The sequence below is a fragment of the Faecalibacterium sp. Marseille-Q4896 genome (assembly GCF_017377615.1).
Classification (GTDB): domain Bacteria; phylum Bacillota; class Clostridia; order Oscillospirales; family Ruminococcaceae; genus Faecalibacterium; species Faecalibacterium taiwanense.
This window is the reverse complement of the sequence record NZ_JAFREG010000007.1, coordinates 100,278-124,074: the sequence shown is the minus strand read 5'-3', so window position 1 is coordinate 124,074 and position 23,797 is coordinate 100,278. Positions and strand designations below refer to the sequence as shown.

Below are 23,797 nucleotides of genomic sequence, written 5' to 3'. Positions count from 1 at the left end.
AGTGAGGGCTTAGCTCACCCAGGGGAGCGCCGTGCATGGACTGCAAGAGGGTCACCGTGATCAGAATCGGCCCGGTAATCTCCACCAGAAGGAAAAAGCACTACACAGAAACGTGTGGTGCTTTTTTGTTGTTGCCAAACGAGTGAGGGCTTAGCTCACCCAGGGGAGCGCCGTGCATGGACTGCAAGAGGGTCACCGGTTCGATCCCGGTATTCTCCACCAGAAGAAAAAAGCACTACACAGAAACGTGTGGTGTTTTTCTTTTTATACAGACGCAGAAAAAGGCGGGAGCTTCCCACAAAAGGGAAAGCCACCGCCTTTGTTGATCATCGGATGAGCCAGCCGTAATCCTGTCTGCAATCTACCACATGATCTGCATAAACCGTATGATCTACGATCTGGAAGATAAGCATATAGCGTTTTTCAAACAAGATAAATCGGTAAGCATTTTTAGGAATGTATTCGCCTTTGAGCCATGGGCAGCGCTGCGGCATCTGCTCCAGAGATTTTGCAGCCTTTTCAAATTCCACTGTAAGCCGCTCTGCTGCTGCAGGGTTGACCTGTGCCAGAAATGCGGCATGGGACACCAGCATCTGAGCAGCCCGTGCTGACACGATCACGCGGTATTTATTTTGCTGCTCCATGTCCGGCGGCCTCCTTGATCGCACTGCGCATCATGGAAGTGACCTCGTCGATCGAATAGCCCTCGCTTCCACGCATCCGGTCCTCTTCCACGGAAAGCAGCTCTTCACGGAGCTTCAGCATTTTTTCACGGCGGTTGTAGGTTTCGATGTCCATGACGACCAAGTCACCCTCGCCGTTTTTGGTGAGAAAAATCGGCTCAGCGGTTTCTCTGCACAGATCGGCGATCTCGTTGTAGTTCTGACGAATCGCTGCAGATGGACGGATATTCATAAAAGCACCTCCTGCTCCTGAACGATCTATAATAGTAAAATTCTAATTATATTATATCCATATTGTGCAACGAAGTCAATGCGAACAGCTGTCACTTCGTTCTCCGGTTCGATCCCGGTATTCTCCACCAGATCAGAAAGGCATCACACATTGTGTGGTGCCTTTTTTGTTTTGCATTGCAGCAGGGAAACACACAAAAATTTCTGCCCACTGCCGCAACCTGCGCGAAACGGGCTGTTTTGTGCGCGAATGGCAGACCACGGAAGGCGGAACTTGTGCTATAATATAAAAAACAGGGAAGCAGAAGGAACAGGGGGTGCAGCAATGAACCTGCAGACGGCGATCGTGGAAGACAGCAAGCCGGATGCCGAACGGTTGAAACAGCTGCTGAAAAAGGCATTTGAAAATGAGAACATATCCTGCAGCTGTTTTGCCAGCGGAGATGAATTTTTGCGGGCCGGCTGGCGCGAAGGGTATCAGGTGGTGTTTCTGGACATCTGCATGGAGGGCACCAATGGCATTGAGACGGCGCAGCGGCTGCGTGCGGCCGACCCGGATCTGCTGATCGTGTTTGTGACATCCTCGCCGGAGTACGTGTGGGATGCCTTTCCGGTACATCCATTCGATTATCTGCTCAAGCCTTATAAGGAAGAAAAGTTTGAGCAGCTGGCAGGGGAGCTGCGGCGGGTGCTGTGCCGCCAGCAGCCGGAGCTGGAGGTGCGCATTGCCCGGCAGATCGTGCGGCTGCCGCTGACCAAGATCTACTATGCTACGGCACAGAACCATTATGTGCGTGTGGTCACGGATGACGGCGAGTGCCGGGCCACGGCAAATTTTGCACAGGTGCAGGAACAGCTTCAGACCCAGCCGGAATTTCTGGTGTGCAACCGCGGCGTGATCATCAACATGTCCAAGGTGCTGCGGTTTGAGGGCGACTGCATTGAAATGCTGGATGGGACCCATCTGCCGGTGCGGCAGAAGGACAAAAACAGCCTGCTTGCCCAATTTACGCAGTACCAGTTCCGTGGTATGCAGCGGGAATTCTGACCCGGAAAGGAGAGCGCTTGTGAATTTTGCATTGTTTGGACGTTTTTTTCTGGAATTTGCAATGATGTATCCGGCAGAATACCTCTGCCTTGCCTCGCTACAGGAGCACTTGCGTGCACCGCGTAAAACCTATGCCATCGGTGCGTCGGCGATCACACTGATGGGTCTGGCTGGCGCAGCGGTGTGCTGCATGCTGGACATAGAAACGAACTTCCTGCTCATCCCGCTGCTCATCATCAGCTTCTGGCTGCTGCGCTGGCGCACCGACCGGGAAGTATCGATCAGCCAGACCATGTTTCTGTTCTCCGTGTCGGCAGTGATGATGTCTGTGTGCACCCTGCTTGCCATTGTGCTGAACGCGGAAGCTGAGCTGGACAATGCACAGCCGGTGTTTCTGCCCAGCACCTCGGTCATCTGCCTGACCCTCTCGGTGATACTCAGCGCCATCTTCCGCTTTACGGCAGTGCGCTGGAGCCGGTGGCTGCTGCAGGAGTACCACGGCGAAGCCTTCTGGGAGTCGGCATGGCCGCTGCCGGCACTGTACGCGGCGTTTCTGGTGTTCTGTATGCCGAAGGAGATCGGCGTCATCCTGATGAACCGCATCCGCATCATCGCGGTGCTGGCAGTGAGCATCTCGCTGCTGGGCATCTTTCTGCTGCTGTACGAGATGTACCGCGTGGCAAAGGAGTATGCCCGCAGCTCCCAGCTGGACCGCGAAAACCAGCTGTTGGCCGTGGAGTCCCGCCGCTATATGGAGCTGCGCAGCTATCTGGAACAGACCCGCCACCTGCGGCACGATTTCCGCCAGCACCTGCATGTGATCTCCGGCCTGACCGAGGCCGGGCGGCTGGATGAACTGAAAAGCTACCTGAGCCAGTACGAGAGCGAACTCAGCGATGCCAGACCCACCCTGTGCGTCAACGCTGCGGTGGATGCGCTTGCCGGCCACTACGACTACGAGGCCCGGAGACAGGGCATCCAGATCGAATGGAAGCTGGAACTGCCCAAGCTCCTGCCCCTGCCGGAGGCCGACCTGTGCACCATTCTTGGCAACCTGCTGGAAAATGCGCTCCATGCCAGCCAGAAGCTGCCGCCGGAAGAACGGCAGATCAAGGTGCTGGCCCGGATGCTCAGCCCGGCCATGATGGGCCTGATGGTGGAGAACCGCTACGATGGCGTGCTGAAAAAGCAGGGCGGCGTTCTGCACTCCACCAAGCATGACGGACAGGGCATCGGCCTTGTTTCCGTCGAAACTGCCGTGCACAGGTATCACGGCAATCTGACGGTGGAAACGGGCGGCAACGTTTTCCGGGCCAATGTGCTGCTGAACCTGTAAAATATTCCTGCCCCAAGGCACCGGCTTTTTTGCACAAGCCGGTGCCTTTTGATTGCACTTTTCCCGGGAGATCATGATACTTATTTATAAAAGGAAAGGCAGGAGGGGAGCATATGGCAGCAGAAAGCAAAACCGGCTGTTTCTTAAACTTTCCTAAAAAAACTTTATCCGGCCCGGCCCTCCCCCGACGGGAGGGCTTTTTGCTGTCCGCACGACGCATACGGTCAAGTTGAAAAATGAATAAAATTTACATATAGAATGATATGATTTTAGGCTGAATGAGCAAAGAATCGAAAGAAGTCCCATAATCATATTGACATAATGGGTAATAGGGTGTAAACTACGTGCATCGGGTCGAGCAAATCCGAAAATTGAGATCATTCAGGGAGGAAACGGCTATGATGTGTTGTTGCGCAATGTGTTGTTGTACCGCAAACGCTTCCCGGACCGGCCGCCCTGCAGTATGGTATGCCGTGTGAGCATATCTGCATATTCTGTGTGGGAACACGCAGAAGGATCTGTCGCTGACCGCCTGGGAGCTTACTTGAAGAGGGAGCTTCCGGGCGTTTTGTTTTGACCCGCAAATCAGGATACAAGGGAGGAATCCGGCAATGGACTGGAATGCGATCCAGCAATATTTGCCGCTCTACCAGAAGGCCGCTGTACTTACCGTGCGGCTGGGCGTTGCAGGCATCATTTTTGCCATCATCATTGGCCTTGCCTGTGCAGTGATCCAGTATGACAAGGTGCCCGTTCTGCGGCAGATCGTGGGTGTTTACATCCAGCTGTCCCGCAACACACCGCTGCTGGTGCAGCTGTTCTTCATTTATTATGGCCTGCCCAAGGTGGGCATCCGCACCAATGCCGAGATCTGCGGCATTGCCGGTCTGGCGTTTCTGGGCGGCAGCTACATGGCCGAAGCGTTCCGCAGCGGTCTGGAAGCCATTGAGCCCATCCAGACCGAGAGTGCCTACAGCCTTGGCATGAACCGCTGGCAGACCATGCGCTACATCATTCTGCCGCAGGCCATGTCCACCAGTATGCCGGCTTTCATGGCAAATGTGATCTTCCTGCTCAAGGAGACCAGCGTGTTCAGCGCCATCAGCCTGATGGACCTGATGTTCACGGCAAAGGACCTGATCGGCATGTACTCCAAAACCATCGAATGTCTGTTCCTGCTGGTGGTGTTCTACCTTATCATTCTGCTGCCGGTGTCCATTGTGGGCAGCCTGATCGAAAGGAGGCTGCGCTATGCTGGATTTGGGTCTTGATGTCCTGTTCAAGGGCAAAAACATGGCCCGCCTGCTGGGCGGCCTTGGCGTTGCACTCAAGATCAGCGCCGTCTCGGTGATCATCAGCCTGCCGCTGGGCATCCTGCTGGGCGTGCTCATGACCTCCCGCAACCCCATTATCAAGGCGATCCTGCGGCTGTATCTGGAGTTCGTCCGCATCATGCCGCAGATGGTGCTGCTGTTCCTCGTTTACTTCGGCACCACCCGTGCCTTTGGGTGGAACCTTTCCGGCGAGACGGCATCCATCATCGTGTTTGTGCTGTGGGGCACCGCAGAAATGAGCGACCTTGTGCGCGGTGCGCTGATCGCCATTCCGAAGCACCAGTATGAGAGCGCCGAGGCCCTTGGCATGAGCCGTGCGCAGACCTACTGGTACATCATCATTCCGCAGACGGTGCGCCGCCTGATCCCGCTGTCCATCAACCTGATTACCCGCATGATCAAGACCACCAGCCTTGTGCTGATGATCGGTGTGGTGGAAGTGATCAAGGTGGCACAGCAGATCATCGAGGCCAACCGCACCGCCAGCCCCAACGCAGCGTTTGGCATTTATCTCACGGTTTTCGTGTTATATTTCTTCGTATGCTGGCCCATCAGTCTGCTGGCATCCTATCTCGAAAAGAAATGGAAGTGACCGTACATGGCAGAACCTATTTTGACTGTTGAACATCTGATCAAGGCCTATGGCGAGACCCCCGTGCTGGATGATATCAGCTTTGCTGTCAAGCCCGGCGAGGTCATCGTGGTGGTCGGCCCTTCGGGCTGCGGCAAAAGCACCCTGCTGCGCTGTCTGAATGGTCTGGAGCCCACCCAGAGCGGCCGGGTGCGGCTGGGCAATGAGACCGTTGCCTACGGCGGTAAAAATCTGACTCAGCTGCGCCAGCGCATCGGCATGGTGTTCCAGAGCTACGAGCTGTTCCCGCACATGACGGTGCTGGACAATGTGCTTCTGGCACCCACCAAGGTGCAGAAGCGCCCCAAAGCGGAAGTGCAGCAGGAGGCTGAAGCTCTGCTGGACCGTGTGGGCCTGCTTGCCAAGAAAAACAGCTACCCGCGGGAGCTTTCCGGCGGACAGAAGCAGCGCGTTGCCATCGTGCGCGCACTGTGTATGCACCCGGAGATCCTTCTGTTTGACGAAGTGACCGCTGCCCTTGATCCGGAAATGGTGCGCGAGGTGCTGGACGTTATGCTGGACCTTGCCAAGCAGGGCAAGACCATGATCATTGTCACCCACGAAATGCAGTTTGCCCGCGCCATTGCCAACCGCGTCATCTTTCTGGATGGCGGCAAGATCGTGGAAGAAGCTGCACCGGCCGAGTTCTTTGACCAGCCCAAGACCGAGCGCGCGCAACGCTTCCTGCGCACCTTCACGTTTGATGCTGTGAAATGAGTCACAGATCAAGATAAAGGCTGCGGGTGTTCCGCAGCCAAATGGGAAAGATTTTGTAAAGGAGTAATCATTATGAAACAGTCTAAGATCTCTCGTCATTCCTTCCTGCTGGGTCTGGGTGCAGTTTCCGCTGCCGCTGTTCTGACCGCATGCGGCGGCTCTTCTTCTGCTTCTACTGCAACTGCAGCATCCGGCAGCAGCGTGGTCTACCGCACTCTGGATCAGATCAAGGAGTCCGGCACCATCAACATCGGCGTGTTCTCCGATAAGAACCCGTTCGGCTATGTGGACGAGAACGGCGAATATCAGGGCTATGATGTCTACTTTGCACGCCGTCTGGGCGAGGATCTGGGCGTAGAGATCAACTTTGTTTCTACCGAGGCTGCAAACCGCATCGAGTACCTGCAGACCGGCAAGGCGGATGTGATCCTGGCAAACTTCACCGTGACCCCGGAGCGCGCAGAGGAAGTGGACTTTGCTCTGCCGTACATGAACGTGGCTCTGGGTGTCATTTCTCCGGACAGCAACGTTATCACCACTCTGGACAACTGGAACGCTGACGACCAGATGATCGTCATTTCCGGCACCACGGCCGAGACCTACCTGACCAAGGAGTACCCCGACATTCCGCTGCAGAAGTACGATTCCTATGCAACGGCCAAGAATGCACTGGAGAACGGCAACGGCGTGGCATGGGCCAACGATAACACCGAGGTCATTGCATTTGCAAAGCAGAACACCGGCTACACGGTCGGCATTCCCTCTCTGGGCAGTCAGGACACCATTGCTCCCGCTGTGAGCCAGGGCAACACCACCGTTCTGGATTGGCTGAACGAGGAGATCAAGGCTCTGGGCGAGGAGAACTTCTTCCACAAGGACTATGAGGAGACTCTGGTGGATACCTACGGCCTTGACTATGAGGATGAGCTGGTCGTTGAGGGCGGCGTGACCGGCGGCGCAGATGCCGCATCCAGCGAAGCTGCTTCTTCGGAAGCCGCATCTTCTGAGGCTGCTGCTTCCGAAGTAGCTTCCAGCGCAGCCGCACAGTAAATAAAAACACCGAGCGGGCAGGAGAGGGCTGAACCTTTCCTGCCCGTTTTTGCATTGCACCATCTGCCGGAACGTGCTATACTGAAATAAAACAACTCCTGTCCGAAAAAACCTGAAAAAGAGAGGATGTTCCCGATGAAACGTGCCTATACGAACGGGCTCCTGCTGGATGGCACCGAGCAGATGCAGCCGGTAGAGCACAAAATCCTGCTGACCGAGGATGATAAAATCACTGCCATTGTCGATGAGGGCGTGAATCTGGACGGTTATGAGGTGATCGATCTGCACGGAGGCTATCTGTGCCCGGGCCTGATCAACCTGCATGTGCATCTGGCAGGCAACGGCAAGCCCAGCGCAAAGCCGCGGGATAATGCTGCGCTGGTGCGCAAAATTCTGAGCAATGGCCTGACCCGTGCGGTGGCCTACAGGCTGGTATGCAGCTACGCGAAGCTGGAACTGCTGGGTGGCGTGACTACCATCCGCACCGTGGGCGGCATTGCAGATTTTGACACCCGCTGCCGGGACGATGCCGCTGCAGGCAGACTGCTGGCACCGCGCATCCTTGCTGCCAACGAGGGCATTTCGGTGCCCGGGGGACACATGGCGGGCTCGGTGGCAGTTGCGGCCCATAACAATGCCGAAGCACTTGCTCAGCTCAAAAAGGCCAGCGGACAGAAGGTGGATCTTGTCAAGCTGATGGTCACCGGCGGTGTGCTGGATGCTGCGGAAAAGGGAACGCCCGGAGAGCTGAAAATGAAGCCGGAAATGGTCAAAGCCGTCTGCGACGAGGCCCACAAGCTGGGCTATACCGTGGCGGCACACACCGAGTCGCCAGAAGGCGTAAAGGTGGCGCTGGAAAACGGCGTGGATTCCATTGAGCACGGAGCAAAGATGGACGATGAGACCATCCGGCTTTACAAGGAGCGGGGAGCCTTTGTGTGCACCACCATCTCCCCGGCGCTGCCCTACGCACTGTTTGATACGGCGGTTTCCGGTGCATCGGAAAAGGACCAGTATAACGGCAAGATCGTGTTTGACGGTGTGGTGGAAAGCGCAAAGACCGCCCTTGCCAACGGCATCCCGGTGGCCTTGGGCAACGATGTAGGCTGCCCGTACATCACCCAGTACGATTTCTGGCGGGAGCTGTGCTACTTCCACAAATACTGCGGTGTAAGCAACCAGTTCGCCCTGTACACGGCCACCCTGCGCAATGCTCAGCTGGCCGGAGTAGGAGACGTGACCGGTTCCATTGAGCCGGGCAAGAGCGCAGATTTTATTGTGACAAAGCACAACCCACTGGAAGACCTGCGTGCGCTGCAGCATCTGGAACTGGTGGTCTGCCGCGGCCATGTGATCAAAAAGCCGAACCCCAAGCGGAACAAAACGGTGGATGCCCTGCTGGACCCGTACCTCGAATAATACTGAAAAAGCAAGGAGAGACGATCGGTCTTTCCTTGCTTTTTCGTTCACATGCCTGCCATCACGGCCATGATGCTTTGCCAGCTCTTGTTGCGGGCAGCGGGCACAGTGGTGCGGCGGCGTGCGGGTGCAGAGCCGGAAGAGACCGTATTCATGGCGGTCATCGGCACCGACGGATGGAAGAATACGGCTGTATCACCGGCCAGCCACTGGGCGGCAAGGCGGGCTGCCTGCGGGTCGGCCTGCAGGGTGCGGCGCTCGGCACCGGCCAGATGATCCGCCAGCCAGTAGAGGATGGCACCCAGCGGCAGGCTGGGCAGAACATCCTGACTCCAGTAGGTCCAGCGAGCACCGGCCCCTACAAAACTCTCCACGGTAATAACGGCACCGGTGCGGGCGTTCTGCGGGATGCTGCCCTGATAATCGATACCGGCGCACTGGCGAAGCTCGGCAGTGATGCGCTGGGTGCGGGCCAGATCCAGCCGGTCTTCCCGGCAGTAGGCGCGGAAATCGGTCTCGTCGATCAGGCCGTCGGCGCTGGAAGGGAAGCGGCCTACCAGCTGGCCATCGGCGTTGTGGCACAGCTGCCAGCCCTTGCGGAACAGCTGGAAGTTCAGGCAGCGGCGACCCATGGTGGAGTAGCACAGAATGGAGGTGCTCTCACCGGGCAGCTGCTTCAGCTCCAGGCAGGCATCGTTGCCGCAGGTGTCCTGCAGCTTTACCGTTAAAAGCAGCTGCGCACCGGGGTGCTGAGCTGACATAGCGTTGTGCATGGCATCAAAATAACGGTTGGCATCCATGATCGGTTCCCTCCTGAAACTATAACACAGCAGTTCGTTGTATAACGGATGGGCACTGCGCCAAACGACCCGGTGCACAGCAGGCGGCTTACGCAGGAATGTTTTATTGACTGAACATAGTATAGCATACTTCACAACGAAAAACAACTATAAGTTTGTAGAAAAACAAAATATTTCCGCGCATCCTGCAACAACGACCCGAAACATGGTTGTTGCAAGAGCGAATCAGTTGTGTTCTGTATCAAAAACAGCCCACAGACGGCAAGGCCAAAGCCTCCCATCTGTGGGCTGTTCTGGTAAAATATGGTTCAATCGCCCAGTTCACGGATCTCGTTCTGAATCAGCCGCCCGGCCGCGCGGGCCAGTTGGTCCATGCCGCGGATACGGGCCATGTTTTTGCCGTAGATCTGTGCAGCGGCACCGGCAGAGCTGTCCTCACCCATGAACACAGCCGACACCCGGATGCCCATGCGCTGCAGCGCACGCACCTGCGCGGCAGTGTCAGCCACACCGGCAGCGTCCTCGTAACCGCAGCCCAGCGGGTTTTCTGCACTGGGCGGGATGCGGCGGCTGTCGTTGGGCGAAGCGTCCGTCAGCACGATGAGCAGATGCCGCGGCGCAGGACCGGGCGCAAACCGCAAAAGGTCGCCTGCTGCCCGCAGGGCAAGGCCGTCACGGTTCCAGCCGGAAGCAAAATATCGGTTGATGTTTTGCAGGTTTTTGTCTGCAAAGCCTTTGAGCACACGCAGTACGGTGTAGCCCCGCAGGCTGCTGAAGCTGGACACCCGCACCGGGATACCGCAGGCCGCAAGGCTCTGGGCCAAAATGGATCCTTGAGCCGCGATCACTTCCTGACAGTGCAGGCGGGAAGCGGATGCGTCCAATAAAAGGTCTACCGTAAAAGAGGGCTGGTTCTCTTCCTCGGCACACAAAAACACCCGGTCATCGTTCAAAAGTGGTGCGCGCCAGATGCGCCCAGCGTTCAGGTTGCCGCTGCGGGCAACACGGGCGTTGGGCTGCTGGTGCACAAGGATGCAGTTGCGGATCTGCTCGGTAAGCCGCAGCACCACACTGCGGTGCAGTTCCCGATTTTTGGCGTAATAAGCGCGGTTGCGGTCGGCCTGCAGCTCAGCCTGTTCAGCCAGATGCTTTGCTTCCGGTGTGGGAGCCTGCTCCGGGCTGGGCACACCGGCACTGAACCACAAATGGCACCCCAGATGGTCGCCCACGCAAAGCTCCTGCTCAGCCTTGCGCAGCCGTTCCGGCGGGTAGAGAGAGCGGCCGAAGCAGCTTTCGATGTAGGCTCTGTCCTGCGCGGCATTCTGCTTCAGGGTGATGTGGGCCCGGCGCTTGTCCACCGCCAGCCCGCCGCCCACAGCATCCACGGAGCTTGAGTGTTCCACGGTCACGCGGTCCGTTTTGATCATCTGGGTGGGCATGGCTTTGGTGGCAAGCTTTGCCAGCAGGCCGTCCAGATGCAGATGCAAAGCTGCTCTCTGGTGCACAGTGCCGTCGAACAGGTTGAATTTTGCGTAGATCGATAAAATTTCGGCTTTCAGCTGTTCCGCTGCCGGCGCTTTTTCCGGGGAAAGAGCCGCAGCAAGGCCGGACTCATAAGGGGTCATCACCGGGTCGGCACGGCCCAGCACACGCCGCCAGCGTGCAGCCTGCATGGTGTACACCAGCTGATTTTTTGCCATCCACTCCTGCCGCGAAAGCTTGTATTGAATCGCAAAAAAGTAATCTGCATGGGCATGGCGCAGCGCTTCCAGAACCGGGCGGCGGGGCAGCTCCAGCCGATAGGCGGCGTTTTCCAGATACAGCCATGTCATGTCGTCCAGCATGGTCTGCCGCAGATCACCGTCCCATGCGTCAAAGACGCTGCGGATCAGCGCGTCACCGTAATATTTGTGGATGAGGCCCACGACAGTGTTCATGTAAAAATCGGTGGTGCCGTCGGTATAGCGGGCCAGAAACAGCGGCTCAAAGCCATAGGCTCCTGCAGCAGCCCAGACCTGATTGGCCGCACGCCGCTCCTGCGCGGTGTAGCTCTGGGCGTCCATCAGCCAAAGAGCTTGGCGGCATCCAGCTTGGCCGGAATGCGCGCTGCGATCACATCACGGATCAGGCCCTGCTCATAGGAGTCAAAGGCTTTGTTGGTGATGCCCATATCCAGTGCCGCGCCTGCCGGGATGCCGCGCCGGATCAGCCGCAGGGCATCCAGCATACCGCGCAGATCCAGCGCCTTGGTGGAAATTTCTGCACTGTCGCACTTTTTCTGCAGGTCAAGGAACAGCAGTGCAAACTGGCGCACATACTTGGAAGCAAGATCGGGGAACTGCGTCCGCAGCAGCTTTTCCAGATCGTCCTGCGTAATGGTGGGCATCTGGATGACCACGAAACGGGAGGTGAGGGCCTCGTTCAGCTCACGAGTGCCGGCATAACCGTAGTTCATGGTGGCAATAAAGCGGGTCTCCTCCGCCAGCGGGATGCGGTCGTAGCCGGGAACATCGATGGCACGGCGGAAGTCCAGCACCGCGTGCAGCACGGCCAGCGCTTCGTTTTTGGCCATGTTGATCTCATCCAGCACACCAAAGCCGCCGCACTGGGCGCAGCGGTATACCGGGCCGGGCCGGAACACCACCTGACCGTCCGCAAAAGTGTCCATGCCAATGAGGGATGCTGCATCCATGTTCACATGGAAGGAGATGTCCCACGCAGGACGGCCAAAGGCGGCGGCAAGGTTTTCGGCCAGCACGTTTTTGCCGGTGGCTTTTCCGCCTGCCAGCAGCAGGTTTTCGCCGCAGAGCAGCGCCGCCAGCGCCTGCTCCCACACCTGTTTGCCGTAGTAGGTAAAGGCAGGGGAAGGGATGCGCGGGCGCAGTGCGTCCGGCAGGGCATGGGCAGCGCGGTACTGTTGGACTGCTTCCAGCAGAGCGGGGTCTACCCCTTCCTGCTGCAGAGTTTCAAGGAGATCAGACATTTGTACAAACACCTCGATTTTGCCGGTTGTCTGGCACAAACCGGCTGTTCAGCTTTATCATAGCACAATCGTGGGGATTTGTGTAGGGGGCACGTGGCGAAAAAATGGCAAAGAGAGGCGGCCCCAAACAGGGACCGCCTCTCTTCATGAAGAAAGAAGAAATGGAAAAACGCTTAAGTTGTGCCGGAAAACCGCGCTGGATCAGGCGTTATCCAGACCCGACATCTGCTTGACGGCCTTCATGGCGAAGGTCAGGGTGCGGCCCATGGCCACACCAGCCATCAGGCAGGGGTAGTTGTTGGCAAAGAAGCTGCCGGACATATCACCGGTGATATACAGGCCCTCCATGGGCTGGTTGTTGTTGTCCAGCGCCTGACCCTTTTCGTTGATGGCAATGCCCTGCTCGGTGGTCAGCAGAGAGGCACCCAGCCAGCAGCCATAGAAGGGCGCAGTGCGGATGGCACTCAGGCGGTAAGCGGGCTTGCCGAAATCCTCATCGTTCTGCTTGTCGTACAGCTCATTGTAGCGCTCCACGGTAGCAAGGAAGGTGTCCTTGGCAGCACCGGTAAAGCCCATCTTGTCAGCCAGCTCGTCCAGCGTATCGCACTTGAACAATGCACCGGCCTCAATAGCCTCGTCCATCTTACCCTGAATGTACTTCTCGCCGCCGTTGCGGGTCTGGGCAGAGCAGCCGATGGTGTGGAAACGCTTTGCGTCCTCCAGAATGTTGGCATCGCAGATCTGTGCGTAGACGCGGCCCGGCTGGTGGGCGGCAGCGTAGACGATATCGTTGTAGGGGCAGCTCTCGTTGGCAAAGCGCTCGCCGTTGCGGTTCACCTTCAGGAAGGGCTGGGTACCGGGGTTGTACTGGCGGATCTTGCCGGGGAAGGCCTTGCCGCCAAAGGCAGTGTCGCTATCCACATAGCCGCCATCCACGCCGGGGGCAACAACGCCGCGGTCAAACAGCATGGGAGCGGCTTCCTTGTCCAGATTGGCACCGGCCCATACAGCAGCGCGGATGCCGTAGCCCTTGTCGGCGGGGGAGTAGGAGCAGGCGGTGGTCACGCTGGTGCCAAGCGGGTCCAGCTGCTCCATCATGTAGGGGTTGCCGGGGAAACCGCCGCAGGCCAGCAGCACGCCCTTGTTGGCGTTGTAGCGGATAAAGTGGTCATCTTCGGTGCTCTGGGCGATGATGCCGGTAATGCGGCCCTCGCTGTTCTTTTCCAGCTTGGCCAGACTGGTCTTGAAGTCCACATCGTAGCCCAGCTCCTGAATGTACTGCAGCAGCAGCTCGTTGCGGGCCAGACCAGATGCGCTTTCGCTGGCCATGTAGTTATGCTCCTGCACAGGGAAGAGGTAGTCGGTATTGTGCTCAGCATTCTCTGTGGGCCATGCAGCCTCGCTGCCGGAGGTGAAATCGCACACCCAGCCGTACTTATCTTCCAGAATGCTGCGCATGAAGTCGTGCATAGCGGCAGACTCATTGATCCAGGTCTTGACGACGCGCTGGTCACACTTACCGGAGGCGTAGCGGGAGATCTCGCTCAGCAGCTTGGCGCGGTCGGCGGGCTTTTCACCGGCCTCCTTGGCGGCAGCGGAGTCGATAGCGCCGTACCAGTGGCGGGTGTCCTGTACGTTGGCGTTCTGCTCAATAACGCGGAAATTCAGGCCGTTCGCAGCTGCATAGGCGGCAGCAAACATACCGCCGTTGCCTGCACCCACAATGAGGATGTCGGTGTCCACGGTCTCAGTGATGGCAGTCTCGTCGATATCAGGCTCTTTGCCCAGCCAGTCGTTTGCGTCGCCTGTGGGCAGCTGCACGCTGGACACCACGGCCTCACCCTTTGCCTGTGCGTAGCAGCTCTTGGCAGCCTTCATCACAGCATCGGAGGTGATGGTGGAGCCGGAAACACCGTCGATCTCGGCAGAACCAGCAGCCAGCAGCTGCTCACGCAGCTCATCGGCAGCGGCAGCGCCGAAAGAAGCGGTCTCGCCGGAGGTGTCCACCACCACGTCGGTGACAGCACTGTCGGAGAAGGTCATGGTGACCTTGACGGTGGAGGAGATGCCCTCGGCGGTGCCCTCGTAGGTGCCGGGAATGTACTGACCGGCGGCACCGGAGGCAGTGGAGCTGGAGGCAGAATTGCAAGCAGCCAGTGCGCCGGCGGTCACACCGCTCATGGCGGCGGCAGCGGCGATTTTCAGAAAGCCCTTGCGGGAGATCTTGTTCATAGGTACGCTCTCTTTCTCTTTTCTCTTCTTGTTTTTCTTCTCATCGCGCAGCAAGGTAAAAACCACTTTGCTGAATCTTTAACAATTGTAGCGTAGAGTGACGCACTTTACAATTCAATTATGTTATATTATAATTTAGGAAATACTAATATAAGAAAGCAAGGATGCGCAGATGAACCAGAGTGCACTGGAAGGATTTGTGAAGATCGTAGAGATGGACAGTTTTTCGGCAGCAGCAGAGGCACTGTATCTTTCGCAGTCGGCGCTTTCGCAGCAGATCCGCACGCTGGAAGGGCAATTGCAGTTTGAACTGTTTCAGCATGTACCGCGCCGGGTGATCCTGACCCCGGCAGGCCGGGACTTTTACCCCAAGGCAAAGCAGCTGACGGCCTTGTATCAGGAGGCAGTGCGCCATGCCCGTGCGGTACAGCAGCAGGAAAATCCGCCGGAACGGCATCTGGTCATTGCATGGAGCCATGAGGCCATGCGGATGTTCGGATACGACCTGTTTTCTCTGACGAACGAGCTGTGTCTGCAATACACGTCTATTATGATGCAGTGCGCCAGCCGCAGCGAGGTCTGGCGCAGCCTGAAAAAAGGGGACGCGGACCTTTCTTTCCAGCTGGAAAGTGCGGAATTTTACGCGCAGGGGTTCGCTTTTATCCCGCTGCTTTATGTGCCGGAGCTGTGCATTCCCATCCACCCGCCCGCCGATATGCCGGTGGGCAGGCTGAGTCTGGAGCAGGCGCTGCAATACCGCTGGCTGCCCGTCAAAGAGATGTACCAGACCGTCTACGAGACCAGCCTGCTGCAGGAGGGGCTGGAGCGCGGAGTGAACTTTACGCCGGTGGGCGGCATCCGCAGCGCATCCTATGGGGATCCTGCGCTCAAGATGGTTCCTGCAGTCTATTACCGCAGACCGGATCTCAGCTTTGCGCGGGTGCTGGACTGGGGCAGGGGACACCGGTTCGGCGTCGTGCTGGGACAAAAGCGCGAGGACCCGGTGGTAATGGCCTATGTCCGCGCTTTGCAGCAGCTGCTGCCGTCCCTCTCGGAAAAGCTGTTCGGCCTGAAGCTGGAAGCGGTGGAGGAATAAAGAAAAAAGAAAACCCTCTCAGGCGCATTCGCGCCAGCTCTCCCGAAGGGAGAGCTCTATTGCAGCTGACCGGTAACTGCTGAAAAGCTCCCCCTCTCGGGGGAGCTGGCATCGCGTAGCGATGACTGAGAGGGTAAACAAAGAGCACCTGCTGCCTTCCTTTCCGAAGGCAGCAGGTGCTCTTTTTGTGCTTATACTGCGATGACGGGCAGCTTACTCCACCACGTCCTCGAACTGGCTGTTGTACAGGTCGGCGTAGAAGCCGCCTGCTTCGATCAGCTGGTCGTGGGTACCCTGCTCCACGATGTCGCCATCTCGCATCACAAGGATGAGGTCGGCGTCCCGGATGGTGGAAAGACGGTGTGCGATCACAAAGCTGGTGCGGCCCTCCATCAGGCGGTCCATGGCGGTCTGGATGCGCTGTTCGGTGCGGGTATCCACACTGCTGGTGGCCTCGTCCAAAATCAGGATGCGGTTATCTGCCAGAATGGTGCGGGCGATGGTGAGCAGCTGCTTCTGGCCCTGACTCACGTTGGAAGCGTCCTCGTTCAGCTCCATCTGGTAGCCGCCGGGCAGGGTGCGGATAAAGTGGTCGGCATTGGCAGCCTTGGCGGCGGCAATCACTTCTTCGTCGGTAGCATCCAGACGGCCATAGCGGATGTTCTCCATGATGGTGCCCTTGAACAGCCATGTGTCCTGCAGCACCATGCCGAAGCCCTCGCGCAGGGCGCTGCGGTCAAAGTCACGCACATCGTGGCCATTCAGGGTGATGGAACCGGAATCCACATCATAGAAGCGCATGAGCAGCTTGACCATGGTAGTTTTGCCCGCGCCGGTAGGGCCGACGATAGCCACCTTCTGGCCGGGCTTGACCTCGCAGCTGAAATCGTGGATGACGGTCTTGTCCGGGGTGTAGCCGAAGCGGACATGACTGAATGTCACCTGACCGTTGATGCAGCCGGGGTCGGCCCGGCGGGCTGGGTCTGCCTGCTGATCCTCTTCCGGCTCGTTCAGAAACTCGAACACCCGCTCAGCGGCAGCGGCCATGCTCTGCAGCATGTTGGACACCTGAGAAAGCTGCTGGATGGGCTGGGTGAAGTTCTTGACGTACTGGATGAAGGCCTGAATGTCACCGATGGTAATGGTGCCGTTTGACGCAAAAATGCTGCCCACGATGGCCACTGCCACATAGCCCAGATTGCCCACAAAGTTCATAATGGGCATCATCAGGCCGGAGAGAAACTGGCTCTTCCATGCGGATTCGTACAGCTTATCGTTGGCGGCGTTGAAGTCGTTCAGCACCACGGCCTCGCGGTTGAAGGCTTTGACCACGTTGTGGCCGGAGTAGACTTCTTCCACCTGACCGTTCACGACGCCCAGAATGGCCTGCTGTGCCTTGAAGTATTTCTGGCTGAACTTGACCACGATGAGCACCAGCACCAGCGAGACCGGCAGGATCAGCAGGGCGATCAGGGTCATCTTCGGGCTGATGGACAGCATCATGACCAGCACGCCGATCATGGTGGTCACACTGGTGATGAGCTGGGTGATGCTCTGGTTCAGGCTCTGGCCCAGCGTGTCCACATCGTTGGTGATGCGGGACAGCACCTCGCCCACGGTGCGCTTTTCAAAGTAGGCAAGGGGCAGGTGGTTGATCTTTTCGCTGATCTGCTTGCGGAAGTCGTAGCAGACTTTCTGGGAAAGGCCGGTCATGAGCCAGCCCTGAATAAAGCTGAAGGCGCTGCTCAGCAGGTACATGCCCAGCAAAAACAGCAGGATGCGGCCGATATACACAAAGTCGATGCTGCCGGTGCCGCGCAGCTTGGCGATCCAGCCGGTGGCAAGAGCCGTGGTGGCCTTTGCCAGCACCTTGGGGCCTGCAATGTTGAAGATGGTAGAAAGAATGGCAAATACAATGGCGGTAACGAGCGAAAGGCGGTAGCGGCCAAGGGTGCGCACAAGCTGCAGCAGGGTGCCCTTGAAGTCCTTGGCGCGTTCGGTCGTCATGCGTCCGGGTCTTGGCATATCACTCACCCTCCTTTTCGGTATTCAGAGATTTGAGGTCCAGCTCCTTCTGGCTCAGCTGGCTGCGGGCGATCTCCTGATACTCCGGGCAGGAAGCCATCAGCTGGGCATGGGTGCCCTTGCCCACCAGACGGCCTTCGTCCAGAACCAGGATCTGGTTTGCGTGCAGCACAGTGGAGATGCGCTGTGCCACAATGATAACGGTAGCGTTATCGGTCTGGGCTTTCAGTGCACGGCGCAGGGCAACATCGGTCTTAAAGTCGAGGGCAGAAAAGCTGTCGTCGAACAGATAAATTTTGGGGTCCTTGGCAATGGCGCGTGCAATGGAAAGGCGCTGCTTCTGTCCGCCGGACACATTGGAGCCGCCCTGTGCAATGGGGCTTTGGTAGCCCTCGGGCTTTGCGTCGATGAACTCGGTGGCCTGCGCAATGGCAGCAGCCTTTTTTACATCGGCATCGGTGATGTGCTCCCCGCCGAACTTCAGGTTCGAGTCGATGGTGCCGCTGAACAGCACGCCCTTCTGGGGCACATAGCCCAGCAGGTCGTGCAGCTGTGCCTGCGGCATATTGCGCACATCGATGCCATCCACGGTCACGCTGCCGCCGGTGACATCATAAAAGCGGGGGATGAGGTTGAGCAGGGTGGATTTGCCGCAGCCGGTAGAGCCGATGATGGCGGTGGTCTCGCCGGGCTTTGCGGTAAAGCTGATGTGCTCCAGCGCATCGCTGTCCGCACCCGGGAAGCGGAAGCTCACATCGTGGAACTCTACCTCACCCTGCCAGTTTTCGTGCTCCTGCGCGGGCTTTGCAACAGCTTCGTCCGGGTCGTTGATGGTGGCTTTGGTGCGGATCACCTCGTCGATGCGCTCCGCAGCCACACCGGCGCGGGGCAGCATGACGGCCACCATGGCCAGCATCAGGAAGGACATGACGATCTGCATGGTGTAGGTGATGAATGCGATCATCTCGCCCACCTGCATGGTGCCGTTGTCCATGGCCTTGCCGCCGAACCAGACGATCAGCAGGCTGGTGCCGTTCATGATGAGGGTCATAAAGGGCATCATGGCAACCATGGCATGGTTGGTGAACAGCTGGGTGCTCATCAGGTCTTTGTTGGCCTTGTCGAAGCGCTCCTCCTCAAACTTTTCACGGCTGAAGGCACGCACCGGCATGATGCCGGTCAGAATCTCGCGGCTGACGAGGTTCAACCGGTCCACCAGCTTCTGCATGATCTTGAACTTGGGCATGGCCACACTCATCAGGAAGAGGATGAGCAGCAGCAGAACGGCCACATCCAGCACGATGATCCAGGAAAGGCCGGTGCTGCTGTTCAGCACATGCAGCACGCCGCCAATGCCCAGAATGGGCGCATAGGCCACCATGCGCAGCAGCATGACGCAGACGAACTGCACCTGCTGGATGTCGTTGGTGGTGCGGGTGATGAGAGATGCGGTGGAAAAATTCTCGATCTCTGCATTGGAGAACCCGATGACGCTGGCAAAGGTCTCCCGGCGCAGGTCGCGGCCAATGGCGGCGGACACACGAGAGGCGAGGAAGCCCACCGCAATGGACACAGCCACCATCAGCAAAGTCAGGCCCAGCATCTGGCCGCCTACGCGGTAAAGATAGCGCATCTGCACATCGTGGGCAATGCCCTGAGCCTCGTATTCCAGCTGCACCAGAAGCATGGACTGGCTTTTGAGGTTCTCCATCAGGGTATCATCCAGACTGGCAAAAGCACCGGCCAGCTGCTGCTGGACAGCTTCGCGGGTGAAGCCGGGCATCTGGCTCATAGCGGCAAACTGGGCGCATACGGTGTCCAGATCTTCGGCAGTGGGGGTGACGGTCTCGCTATCCGTGGTGGTGCTCTCAGAGGATGCCGCCTGCATGTCAGCAAGGCCGGTCATGCCCATGGTGTCCTGCCCGGCGGGGGCGTTCGCTGCCTGCGCGGCGGCCATATACAGCACGATGTCCGGCGTGGTGACGGCATCCTCCAGCGCGGTGCGCTCGTCATCGGTCAGGTCGGTGCGCAGCTTCAGCACGCCGTCGTCCTGAAGATAATACCCGTAGGCGTTCTGGAGCGCATCGGCGTCCTCTTCGCTCATCAAAAGCGTGAGGGCATCCAGCGTGCTCTGGCGTATCGTTTCCGGCAGGGGGCTTTCAATGCCGCCCTGCTGGATGCCGGTGTCCACGATCCTGCTGGTGTAGTCCGGCAGCGAAAGATCGCAGTACGCCTGCACGAACAGCAGCGCGAACACCACAAGACAGACGGCCCAGTGCCGGGCCAGCTGCTTGAAAATTTTCGTCATAGTTCGGTTCTCCCTTCGTTGTTTTTTGCTTCACGGGAAGCGTTTTCCGCAAGGATGGCGTCCATCAGTGCGCCGCGCAAAGTATTCATCTGCTGCACCTGCTCCGGTGTCAGCCGGGCCATCACGCAGGCAAAATAATCGCTGAGTGCATCCTCACACCGGGCACAGGCGGCGTAGCCCTCCGGCGTGATGCGCACCAGCGTTTTGCGCCGGTCAGCCGGGTCCGCTTCGCGCAGAACAAGGCCGTCCTGTTCCAGCTGGCGCAGGCTGCGGCTGATGGCCGGCAGCGGCTGGTGTGCCTCCCGGGCAAAATCGGAAACATACACCGCTCCGTTCTGCCCGCGGGTACTGATCGTGTGAGCCAGACCCTCCAGCATGGGAAAGTGGCATTTGGGACAGCCCCGCAGAGCCGCCTTCATGCCGGCCCGGGATGCCTTGCTCAGCCGTCCAAAAAAATGGCACAGACCGTGAAAGCTCGCGGCGGCTTCGGTCTCGTTCAACATTCTATCCCTCCTCATTGCAAAATGCTTAACAGCTGTTAACTATTAACGCCTGACAATAATATTCCTCCGGCACCCAGAATGCAAGGGCAGTTTAGGATAATTTTAAAAAAGTTCACAAAAAGGGGAGAACGGCAGAAAGCCTGAACCGCCCGGCAGCTGCATAAATAGAATAAGAAACGTTTCTGCGGGAGGGGCGGCGGCAGTGGAACAGAACCTGACAAGAATTTTTACACTTTTTGGCGGCTTGGCACTGTTTTTATACGGCATGGATGCGCTCAGCCACAGTCTGGAAACAGCGGCAGGCAGCCGCCTGAAAAGCCTGCTGGCCGCTGTGACCGGCAGCCCGGTGCGGGGCGTGCTGGCGGGGGCTGCGGTCACGGCGGTGCTGCAAAGCAGCTCGGCAGTCACGGTAATGGTGCTGGGCTTTGTAAGTGCGGGCCTGCTGACCCTGCGGCAGGCGGTCCCGGTGATCTTTGGCTGCAACATCGGAACCACCGTTACCGCACAGCTGCTGGCTTTCCGGCTGGAAGATATGCGCGGCCTTGTGCTGCTGGCCGGGCTGCTGCTCTGCTTTGCCTGTGCGGGGCGGAAGGCCCGGGCCATTGGCCGGGCGGTGTTCGCCTTTGGCCTGCTGTTCGAGGGCATTGCCGATATGGGCACTGCTATGGAACCGCTGGCGCAAAGCCCGGTGTTTGTGCACTGGCTGGGTCGGGTGCGGCAGCACCCATGGCTGGGGCTGCTGGCGGGGCTTGGCATGACCCTGACAGTGCAGAGCAGCTCGGCTACCATTGCCCTGCTGCAGAACTTTGCAGCCCGCCCCGGGCTGGACGGCAGCAGTCTGCTGGGTCTTGCGGGTGCGCTGCCAGTGCTGCTGGGCGATAATATCGGCACCACCATCACGGCAGTGCTGGCATCCTTGAGCGCAAGCCGGGACGCAAAGCGGGTGGCTGCGGCCCATGCAGTGTTCAATCTGACCGGCGCGGCGGTGTTCTGCGCCGGTCTGCCGTTGTATGTGCGGCTGACGGCTGCACTTTCGCCCAAAGGGCCGGAGCTTGCCGTGATCGCCCGGCAGATCGCGAATGCGCACACCTTGTTCAATGTGGTGTGCACGCTGGTGTGGCTGCCGCTGACCCCGCTGATGGTGCGGTTTGTGTGCCGCCTTGTGCCGGACCGGGCAGTGCGGTAAGTTTTTACTGGACAAACATACCAATTGCGCATATACTGAAAGGGATGAAACCTACTGCGAAACAAAAAGGAAACATTGCTATGCGACAGAAAATCGGAAGAATGTGTATGGTGCTGGGCGCGCTGCTGATCCTTGCGGCAGCAGCCCTGCTGGCCTATAACAAGTGGGATGCATCCCGTGCAGACAAGGCCTCGCAGGAGGTGCTGGGCGAGCTGGAGCAGACCCTGAACGCTGCCATTGAGGAAAAAGCAAAATCGGATACCGTGGCGCTGCAGCCGGAGCTGGACCCCACGCAGGAAATGACCGTGACCGAACTGAACGGCTGGGATTACATCGGCTATCTGTCCATTCCGTCCATCGGGCTGGAACTGCCGGTGATGAGCCAGTGGAGCTATGCGGGTCTGAAAATCGCACCGGGCCGTTACTCCGGTTCCACCTATGCGGATAACATGGTGGTCTGCGCCCACAACTATGCAAAGCATTTCAGCCCCATCAAGTGGTTGACCGAGGGCGCGCAGGTCTATTTTACGGATATGGACGGTATGCGCTGGACCTACGAGGTCTCTTATGTAGAAAACCTGCAGCCCACACAAATTGAGGAAATGACCGAAAAGACGGAGGAGTCCGATGAATGGGATCTGACCCTCTTTACCTGCACCACCGGCGGCAGCGCCCGGTGCGCTGTGCGGTGCGTGCGGACGGGCTACCCGGCGCTCACAACGGAGACCGCAGAATAAGATGCAAAAAATCCCCTGTGCCAGTGCACAGGGGATTTTTCATATCCGGTATTCAGTGGGCGGTGCCCACCTTCACAGGGGATTACTTGCTCTGAATGTACTCGTCAATGGCCTTTGCAGCAGCCTTGCCTGCGCCCATGGCCTTGATAACGGTGGCCGCGCCGGTCACGGCATCGCCGCCGGCGTACACACCATCGCGGCTGGTTTTGCCGTCGTCGCCGTCGGTAACGATGCAGCCGTGCTTGTTGGTTTCCAGACCCGGGGTGGTGGAGCGAATCAGCGGGTTGGGGCTGGTGCCCAGACTCATAATGACCGTGTCCACATCCAGCTCGAACTCGCTGCCCTTCTTTTCGATGGGGCGGCGGCGGCCGGAAGCATCCGGCTCGCCCAGCTCCATCTCAATGCAGGTGATGGACTTGACAAAGCCCTCGTCGTTGGCGTGGATCTCCACAGGGTTGCACAGGGTCTTGAAGATGATGCCCTCTTCCTCGGCGTGCTCCACCTCTTCCTTACGGGCAGGCAGCTCGGCCATGCCGCGGCGGTAGACGATGTACACGGTCTCGGCACCCAGACGCAGGGCGCTGCGGGCAGCGTCCATAGCCACGTTGCCGCCGCCCACAACGGCGACCTTTTTGCCGGTGCGGATGGGGGTCTTGCTGGTGGGCAGATAAGCCTTCATCAGGTTGGAGCGGGTCAGGAACTCGTTGGCAGAGTAGACGCCCTTCAGGCTCTCGCCGGGGATGCCCATGAAGCGGGGCAGACCGGCACCGGAGCCTACGAACACGGCCTCGTAGCCGTACTCGTCCATCAGCTCGTCGATGGTGAGCACCTTGCCAATGACCATATTGCACTCAAAATCAACGCCCATCTTCTTCAGGCCGTCGATTTCCTGCTGCACGATGGCCTTGGGCAGACGGAACTCAGGGATGCCGTACATCAGCACGCCGCCGGCCACATGCAGGGCCTCGTAAACGGTGACCTTGTAGCCAAGCTTTGCCAGATCGCCTGCGGCGGTCAGGCCGGCAGGGCCTGCGCCGATGATGGCCACCTTGTGGCCGTTCCATTCGGGCACGATGGGGGCGGTGTGCACATTCTCGCGGTGCCAGTCGGCAACAAAGCGCTCCAGGCGGCCGATGCCCACCGGCTCGTTCTTGATGCCGCGGGTGCACTTGCCCTCGCACTGGCTCTCCTGCGGGCATACACGGCCGCAGACAGCGGGCAGGGAAGAGGAACGGTTGATCACCTGATAAGCGGCTTCAAAGTCGCCCTCGGCCACATGGCCGATGAACTCGGGGATATCGATGCCCACAGGGCAGCCGGTCTGGCAGGGTTTGTTCTTGCAGTGCACGCAGCGCTTTGCTTCGTTCACGGCCATTTCTTCGGTGTAGCCAAGTGCAACTTCCTTAAAGTTCTTGTTGCGCACATTGGGGTCCTGCGTGGGCATGGGGCACTTCTTCGGGTCCATATTGAAAGCCATC

20 protein-coding genes are annotated in these 23,797 nt (G+C 58.5%); 10 read left to right on the top strand and 10 right to left on the bottom strand.

Annotated elements, in window-relative coordinates; all coding sequences use genetic code 11:
• Positions 1-326: 326 nt before the first annotated feature.
• Both J3348_RS11330 and J3348_RS11325 read right to left on the bottom strand, forming a co-directional pair.
• The gene (locus tag J3348_RS11330; protein ID WP_097775322.1) at positions 327-644 is read right to left on the bottom strand and encodes a type II toxin-antitoxin system RelE/ParE family toxin; all 318 of its coding nucleotides are present in this window, start codon (positions 642-644) and stop codon (positions 327-329) included.
• Positions 628-915: a type II toxin-antitoxin system Phd/YefM family antitoxin gene (locus J3348_RS11325; RefSeq protein WP_097775323.1), complete on the bottom strand. Its 288-nt coding sequence runs from the start codon at positions 913-915 to the stop codon at positions 628-630. The genes J3348_RS11330 and J3348_RS11325 overlap by 17 nt, the downstream gene beginning before the upstream one ends.
• Positions 916-1,239: 324 nt before the next feature.
• On the opposite strand from J3348_RS11325, the gene J3348_RS11320 reads away from it, so the two are divergent.
• From J3348_RS11320 to J3348_RS11290, 7 genes are all read left to right on the top strand, one after another.
• A complete protein-coding gene (locus J3348_RS11320; protein WP_173012943.1) occupies positions 1,240-1,962 on the top strand; it encodes a LytTR family DNA-binding domain-containing protein in 723 nt (240 codons plus the stop codon).
• 19 nt (positions 1,963-1,981) lie between these two features.
• Positions 1,982-3,298, top strand: coding sequence for a GHKL domain-containing protein (locus J3348_RS11315; RefSeq protein WP_347565386.1), 1,317 nt, complete (start codon positions 1,982-1,984; stop codon positions 3,296-3,298).
• A gap of 611 nt (positions 3,299-3,909) precedes the next feature.
• Complete coding sequence (locus tag J3348_RS11310) at positions 3,910-4,569, top strand: amino acid ABC transporter permease (RefSeq protein WP_005945726.1); 660 nt, start codon at positions 3,910-3,912, stop codon at positions 4,567-4,569.
• Positions 4,550-5,224, top strand: coding sequence for an amino acid ABC transporter permease (locus J3348_RS11305; RefSeq protein ID WP_120080192.1), 675 nt, complete (start codon positions 4,550-4,552; stop codon positions 5,222-5,224). Before J3348_RS11310 ends, J3348_RS11305 begins: the two co-directional genes overlap by 20 nt.
• 6 nt (positions 5,225-5,230) lie before the next feature.
• Positions 5,231-5,980, top strand: a complete 750-nt coding sequence (locus J3348_RS11300) for an amino acid ABC transporter ATP-binding protein (RefSeq protein WP_154260446.1) — start codon at positions 5,231-5,233, stop codon at positions 5,978-5,980.
• Positions 5,981-6,052: 72 nt separating this feature from the next.
• The gene (locus J3348_RS11295) at positions 6,053-7,030 is read left to right on the top strand and encodes a substrate-binding domain-containing protein (protein WP_207699010.1); all 978 of its coding nucleotides are present in this window, start codon (positions 6,053-6,055) and stop codon (positions 7,028-7,030) included.
• Between the two features lie 135 nt (positions 7,031-7,165).
• Entirely contained in the window at positions 7,166-8,449 is a 1,284-nt protein-coding gene (locus J3348_RS11290) for an amidohydrolase family protein (protein ID WP_207699009.1), read from the top strand.
• 47 nt (positions 8,450-8,496) lie between these two features.
• On the opposite strand, the gene J3348_RS11285 is transcribed toward J3348_RS11290, so the two are convergent.
• The 4 genes from J3348_RS11285 to J3348_RS11270 form a co-directional block, all read right to left on the bottom strand.
• The gene (locus J3348_RS11285; protein WP_207699008.1) at positions 8,497-9,249 is read right to left on the bottom strand and encodes a hypothetical protein; all 753 of its coding nucleotides are present in this window, start codon (positions 9,247-9,249) and stop codon (positions 8,497-8,499) included.
• Positions 9,250-9,557: 308 nt separating this feature from the next.
• On the bottom strand, positions 9,558-11,312 hold the full coding sequence (locus tag J3348_RS11280) for a hypothetical protein (RefSeq protein WP_207699007.1): 1,755 nt from the start codon (positions 11,310-11,312) through the stop codon (positions 9,558-9,560).
• On the bottom strand, positions 11,312-12,232 hold the full coding sequence (locus J3348_RS11275; RefSeq protein WP_207699006.1) for a MoxR family ATPase: 921 nt from the start codon (positions 12,230-12,232) through the stop codon (positions 11,312-11,314). Before J3348_RS11275 ends, J3348_RS11280 begins: the two co-directional genes overlap by 1 nt.
• Positions 12,233-12,433: 201 nt before the next feature.
• Positions 12,434-14,464: an FAD-binding protein gene (locus tag J3348_RS11270; protein WP_207699005.1), complete on the bottom strand. Its 2,031-nt coding sequence runs from the start codon at positions 14,462-14,464 to the stop codon at positions 12,434-12,436.
• A 172-nt stretch (positions 14,465-14,636) separates the two neighbouring features.
• Here J3348_RS11270 and J3348_RS11265 point away from each other — a divergent pair, with 172 nt between their 5' ends.
• Positions 14,637-15,560 carry a LysR family transcriptional regulator gene (locus J3348_RS11265; RefSeq protein WP_207699004.1) on the top strand — a complete coding sequence of 308 codons (924 nt, stop codon included), beginning with the start codon at positions 14,637-14,639 and terminating at the stop codon, positions 15,558-15,560.
• A gap of 213 nt (positions 15,561-15,773) precedes the next feature.
• On the opposite strand, the gene J3348_RS11260 is transcribed toward J3348_RS11265, so the two are convergent.
• The 3 genes from J3348_RS11260 to J3348_RS11250 are packed head-to-tail and all read right to left on the bottom strand — an operon-like array spanning position 15,774 to position 20,396.
• Positions 15,774-17,585 carry an ABC transporter ATP-binding protein gene (locus J3348_RS11260; protein WP_120080204.1) on the bottom strand — a complete coding sequence of 604 codons (1,812 nt, stop codon included), beginning with the start codon at positions 17,583-17,585 and terminating at the stop codon, positions 15,774-15,776.
• A gap of 1 nt (position 17,586) precedes the next feature.
• Positions 17,587-19,893, bottom strand: a complete 2,307-nt coding sequence (locus J3348_RS11255; protein WP_097775333.1) for an ABC transporter ATP-binding protein — start codon at positions 19,891-19,893, stop codon at positions 17,587-17,589.
• On the bottom strand, positions 19,890-20,396 hold the full coding sequence (locus J3348_RS11250) for a MarR family transcriptional regulator (RefSeq protein ID WP_242702969.1): 507 nt from the start codon (positions 20,394-20,396) through the stop codon (positions 19,890-19,892). The genes J3348_RS11255 and J3348_RS11250 overlap by 4 nt, the downstream gene beginning before the upstream one ends.
• Positions 20,397-20,598: 202 nt before the next feature.
• On the opposite strand from J3348_RS11250, the gene J3348_RS11245 reads away from it, so the two are divergent.
• Positions 20,599-21,582 carry a Na/Pi symporter gene (locus J3348_RS11245; protein WP_207699003.1) on the top strand — a complete coding sequence of 328 codons (984 nt, stop codon included), beginning with the start codon at positions 20,599-20,601 and terminating at the stop codon, positions 21,580-21,582.
• An 80-nt stretch (positions 21,583-21,662) separates the two neighbouring features.
• Entirely contained in the window at positions 21,663-22,319 is a 657-nt protein-coding gene (locus J3348_RS11240) for a sortase (RefSeq protein ID WP_207699002.1), read from the top strand.
• An 82-nt stretch (positions 22,320-22,401) separates the two neighbouring features.
• Here the strand turns inward: J3348_RS11240 and gltA are convergent, their stop codons facing one another.
• Positions 22,402-23,796: an NADPH-dependent glutamate synthase gene (gltA, locus tag J3348_RS11235; protein WP_005945766.1), complete on the bottom strand. Its 1,395-nt coding sequence runs from the start codon at positions 23,794-23,796 to the stop codon at positions 22,402-22,404.
• Position 23,797: the final 1 nt, after the last annotated feature.

Bases quoted from the DNA above. Each gene is read 5' to 3' on its own strand.
- J3348_RS11330 (WP_097775322.1), bottom strand. From the start codon at position 644: ATGGAGCAGCAAAATAAATACCGCGTGATCGTGTCAGCACGGGCTGCT.
- J3348_RS11325 (WP_097775323.1), bottom strand. From the start codon at position 915: ATGAATATCCGTCCATCTGCAGCGATTCGTCAGAACTACAACGAGATC.
- J3348_RS11320 (WP_173012943.1), top strand. From the start codon at position 1,240: ATGAACCTGCAGACGGCGATCGTGGAAGACAGCAAGCCGGATGCCGAA.
- J3348_RS11310 (WP_005945726.1), top strand. From the start codon at position 3,910: ATGGACTGGAATGCGATCCAGCAATATTTGCCGCTCTACCAGAAGGCC.
- J3348_RS11305 (WP_120080192.1), top strand. From the start codon at position 4,550: ATGCTGGATTTGGGTCTTGATGTCCTGTTCAAGGGCAAAAACATGGCC.
- J3348_RS11300 (WP_154260446.1), top strand. From the start codon at position 5,231: ATGGCAGAACCTATTTTGACTGTTGAACATCTGATCAAGGCCTATGGC.
- J3348_RS11295 (WP_207699010.1), top strand. From the start codon at position 6,053: ATGAAACAGTCTAAGATCTCTCGTCATTCCTTCCTGCTGGGTCTGGGT.
- J3348_RS11290 (WP_207699009.1), top strand. From the start codon at position 7,166: ATGAAACGTGCCTATACGAACGGGCTCCTGCTGGATGGCACCGAGCAG.
- J3348_RS11285 (WP_207699008.1), bottom strand. From the start codon at position 9,249: ATGGATGCCAACCGTTATTTTGATGCCATGCACAACGCTATGTCAGCT.
- J3348_RS11280 (WP_207699007.1), bottom strand. From the start codon at position 11,312: ATGGACGCCCAGAGCTACACCGCGCAGGAGCGGCGTGCGGCCAATCAG.
- J3348_RS11275 (WP_207699006.1), bottom strand. From the start codon at position 12,232: ATGTCTGATCTCCTTGAAACTCTGCAGCAGGAAGGGGTAGACCCCGCT.
- J3348_RS11270 (WP_207699005.1), bottom strand. From the start codon at position 14,464: ATGAACAAGATCTCCCGCAAGGGCTTTCTGAAAATCGCCGCTGCCGCC.
- J3348_RS11265 (WP_207699004.1), top strand. From the start codon at position 14,637: ATGAACCAGAGTGCACTGGAAGGATTTGTGAAGATCGTAGAGATGGAC.
- J3348_RS11260 (WP_120080204.1), bottom strand. From the start codon at position 17,585: ATGCCAAGACCCGGACGCATGACGACCGAACGCGCCAAGGACTTCAAG.
- J3348_RS11255 (WP_097775333.1), bottom strand. From the start codon at position 19,893: ATGACGAAAATTTTCAAGCAGCTGGCCCGGCACTGGGCCGTCTGTCTT.
- J3348_RS11250 (WP_242702969.1), bottom strand. From the start codon at position 20,396: ATGTTGAACGAGACCGAAGCCGCCGCGAGCTTTCACGGTCTGTGCCAT.
- J3348_RS11240 (WP_207699002.1), top strand. From the start codon at position 21,663: ATGCGACAGAAAATCGGAAGAATGTGTATGGTGCTGGGCGCGCTGCTG.
- gltA (WP_005945766.1), bottom strand. From the start codon at position 23,796: ATGGCTTTCAATATGGACCCGAAGAAGTGCCCCATGCCCACGCAGGAC.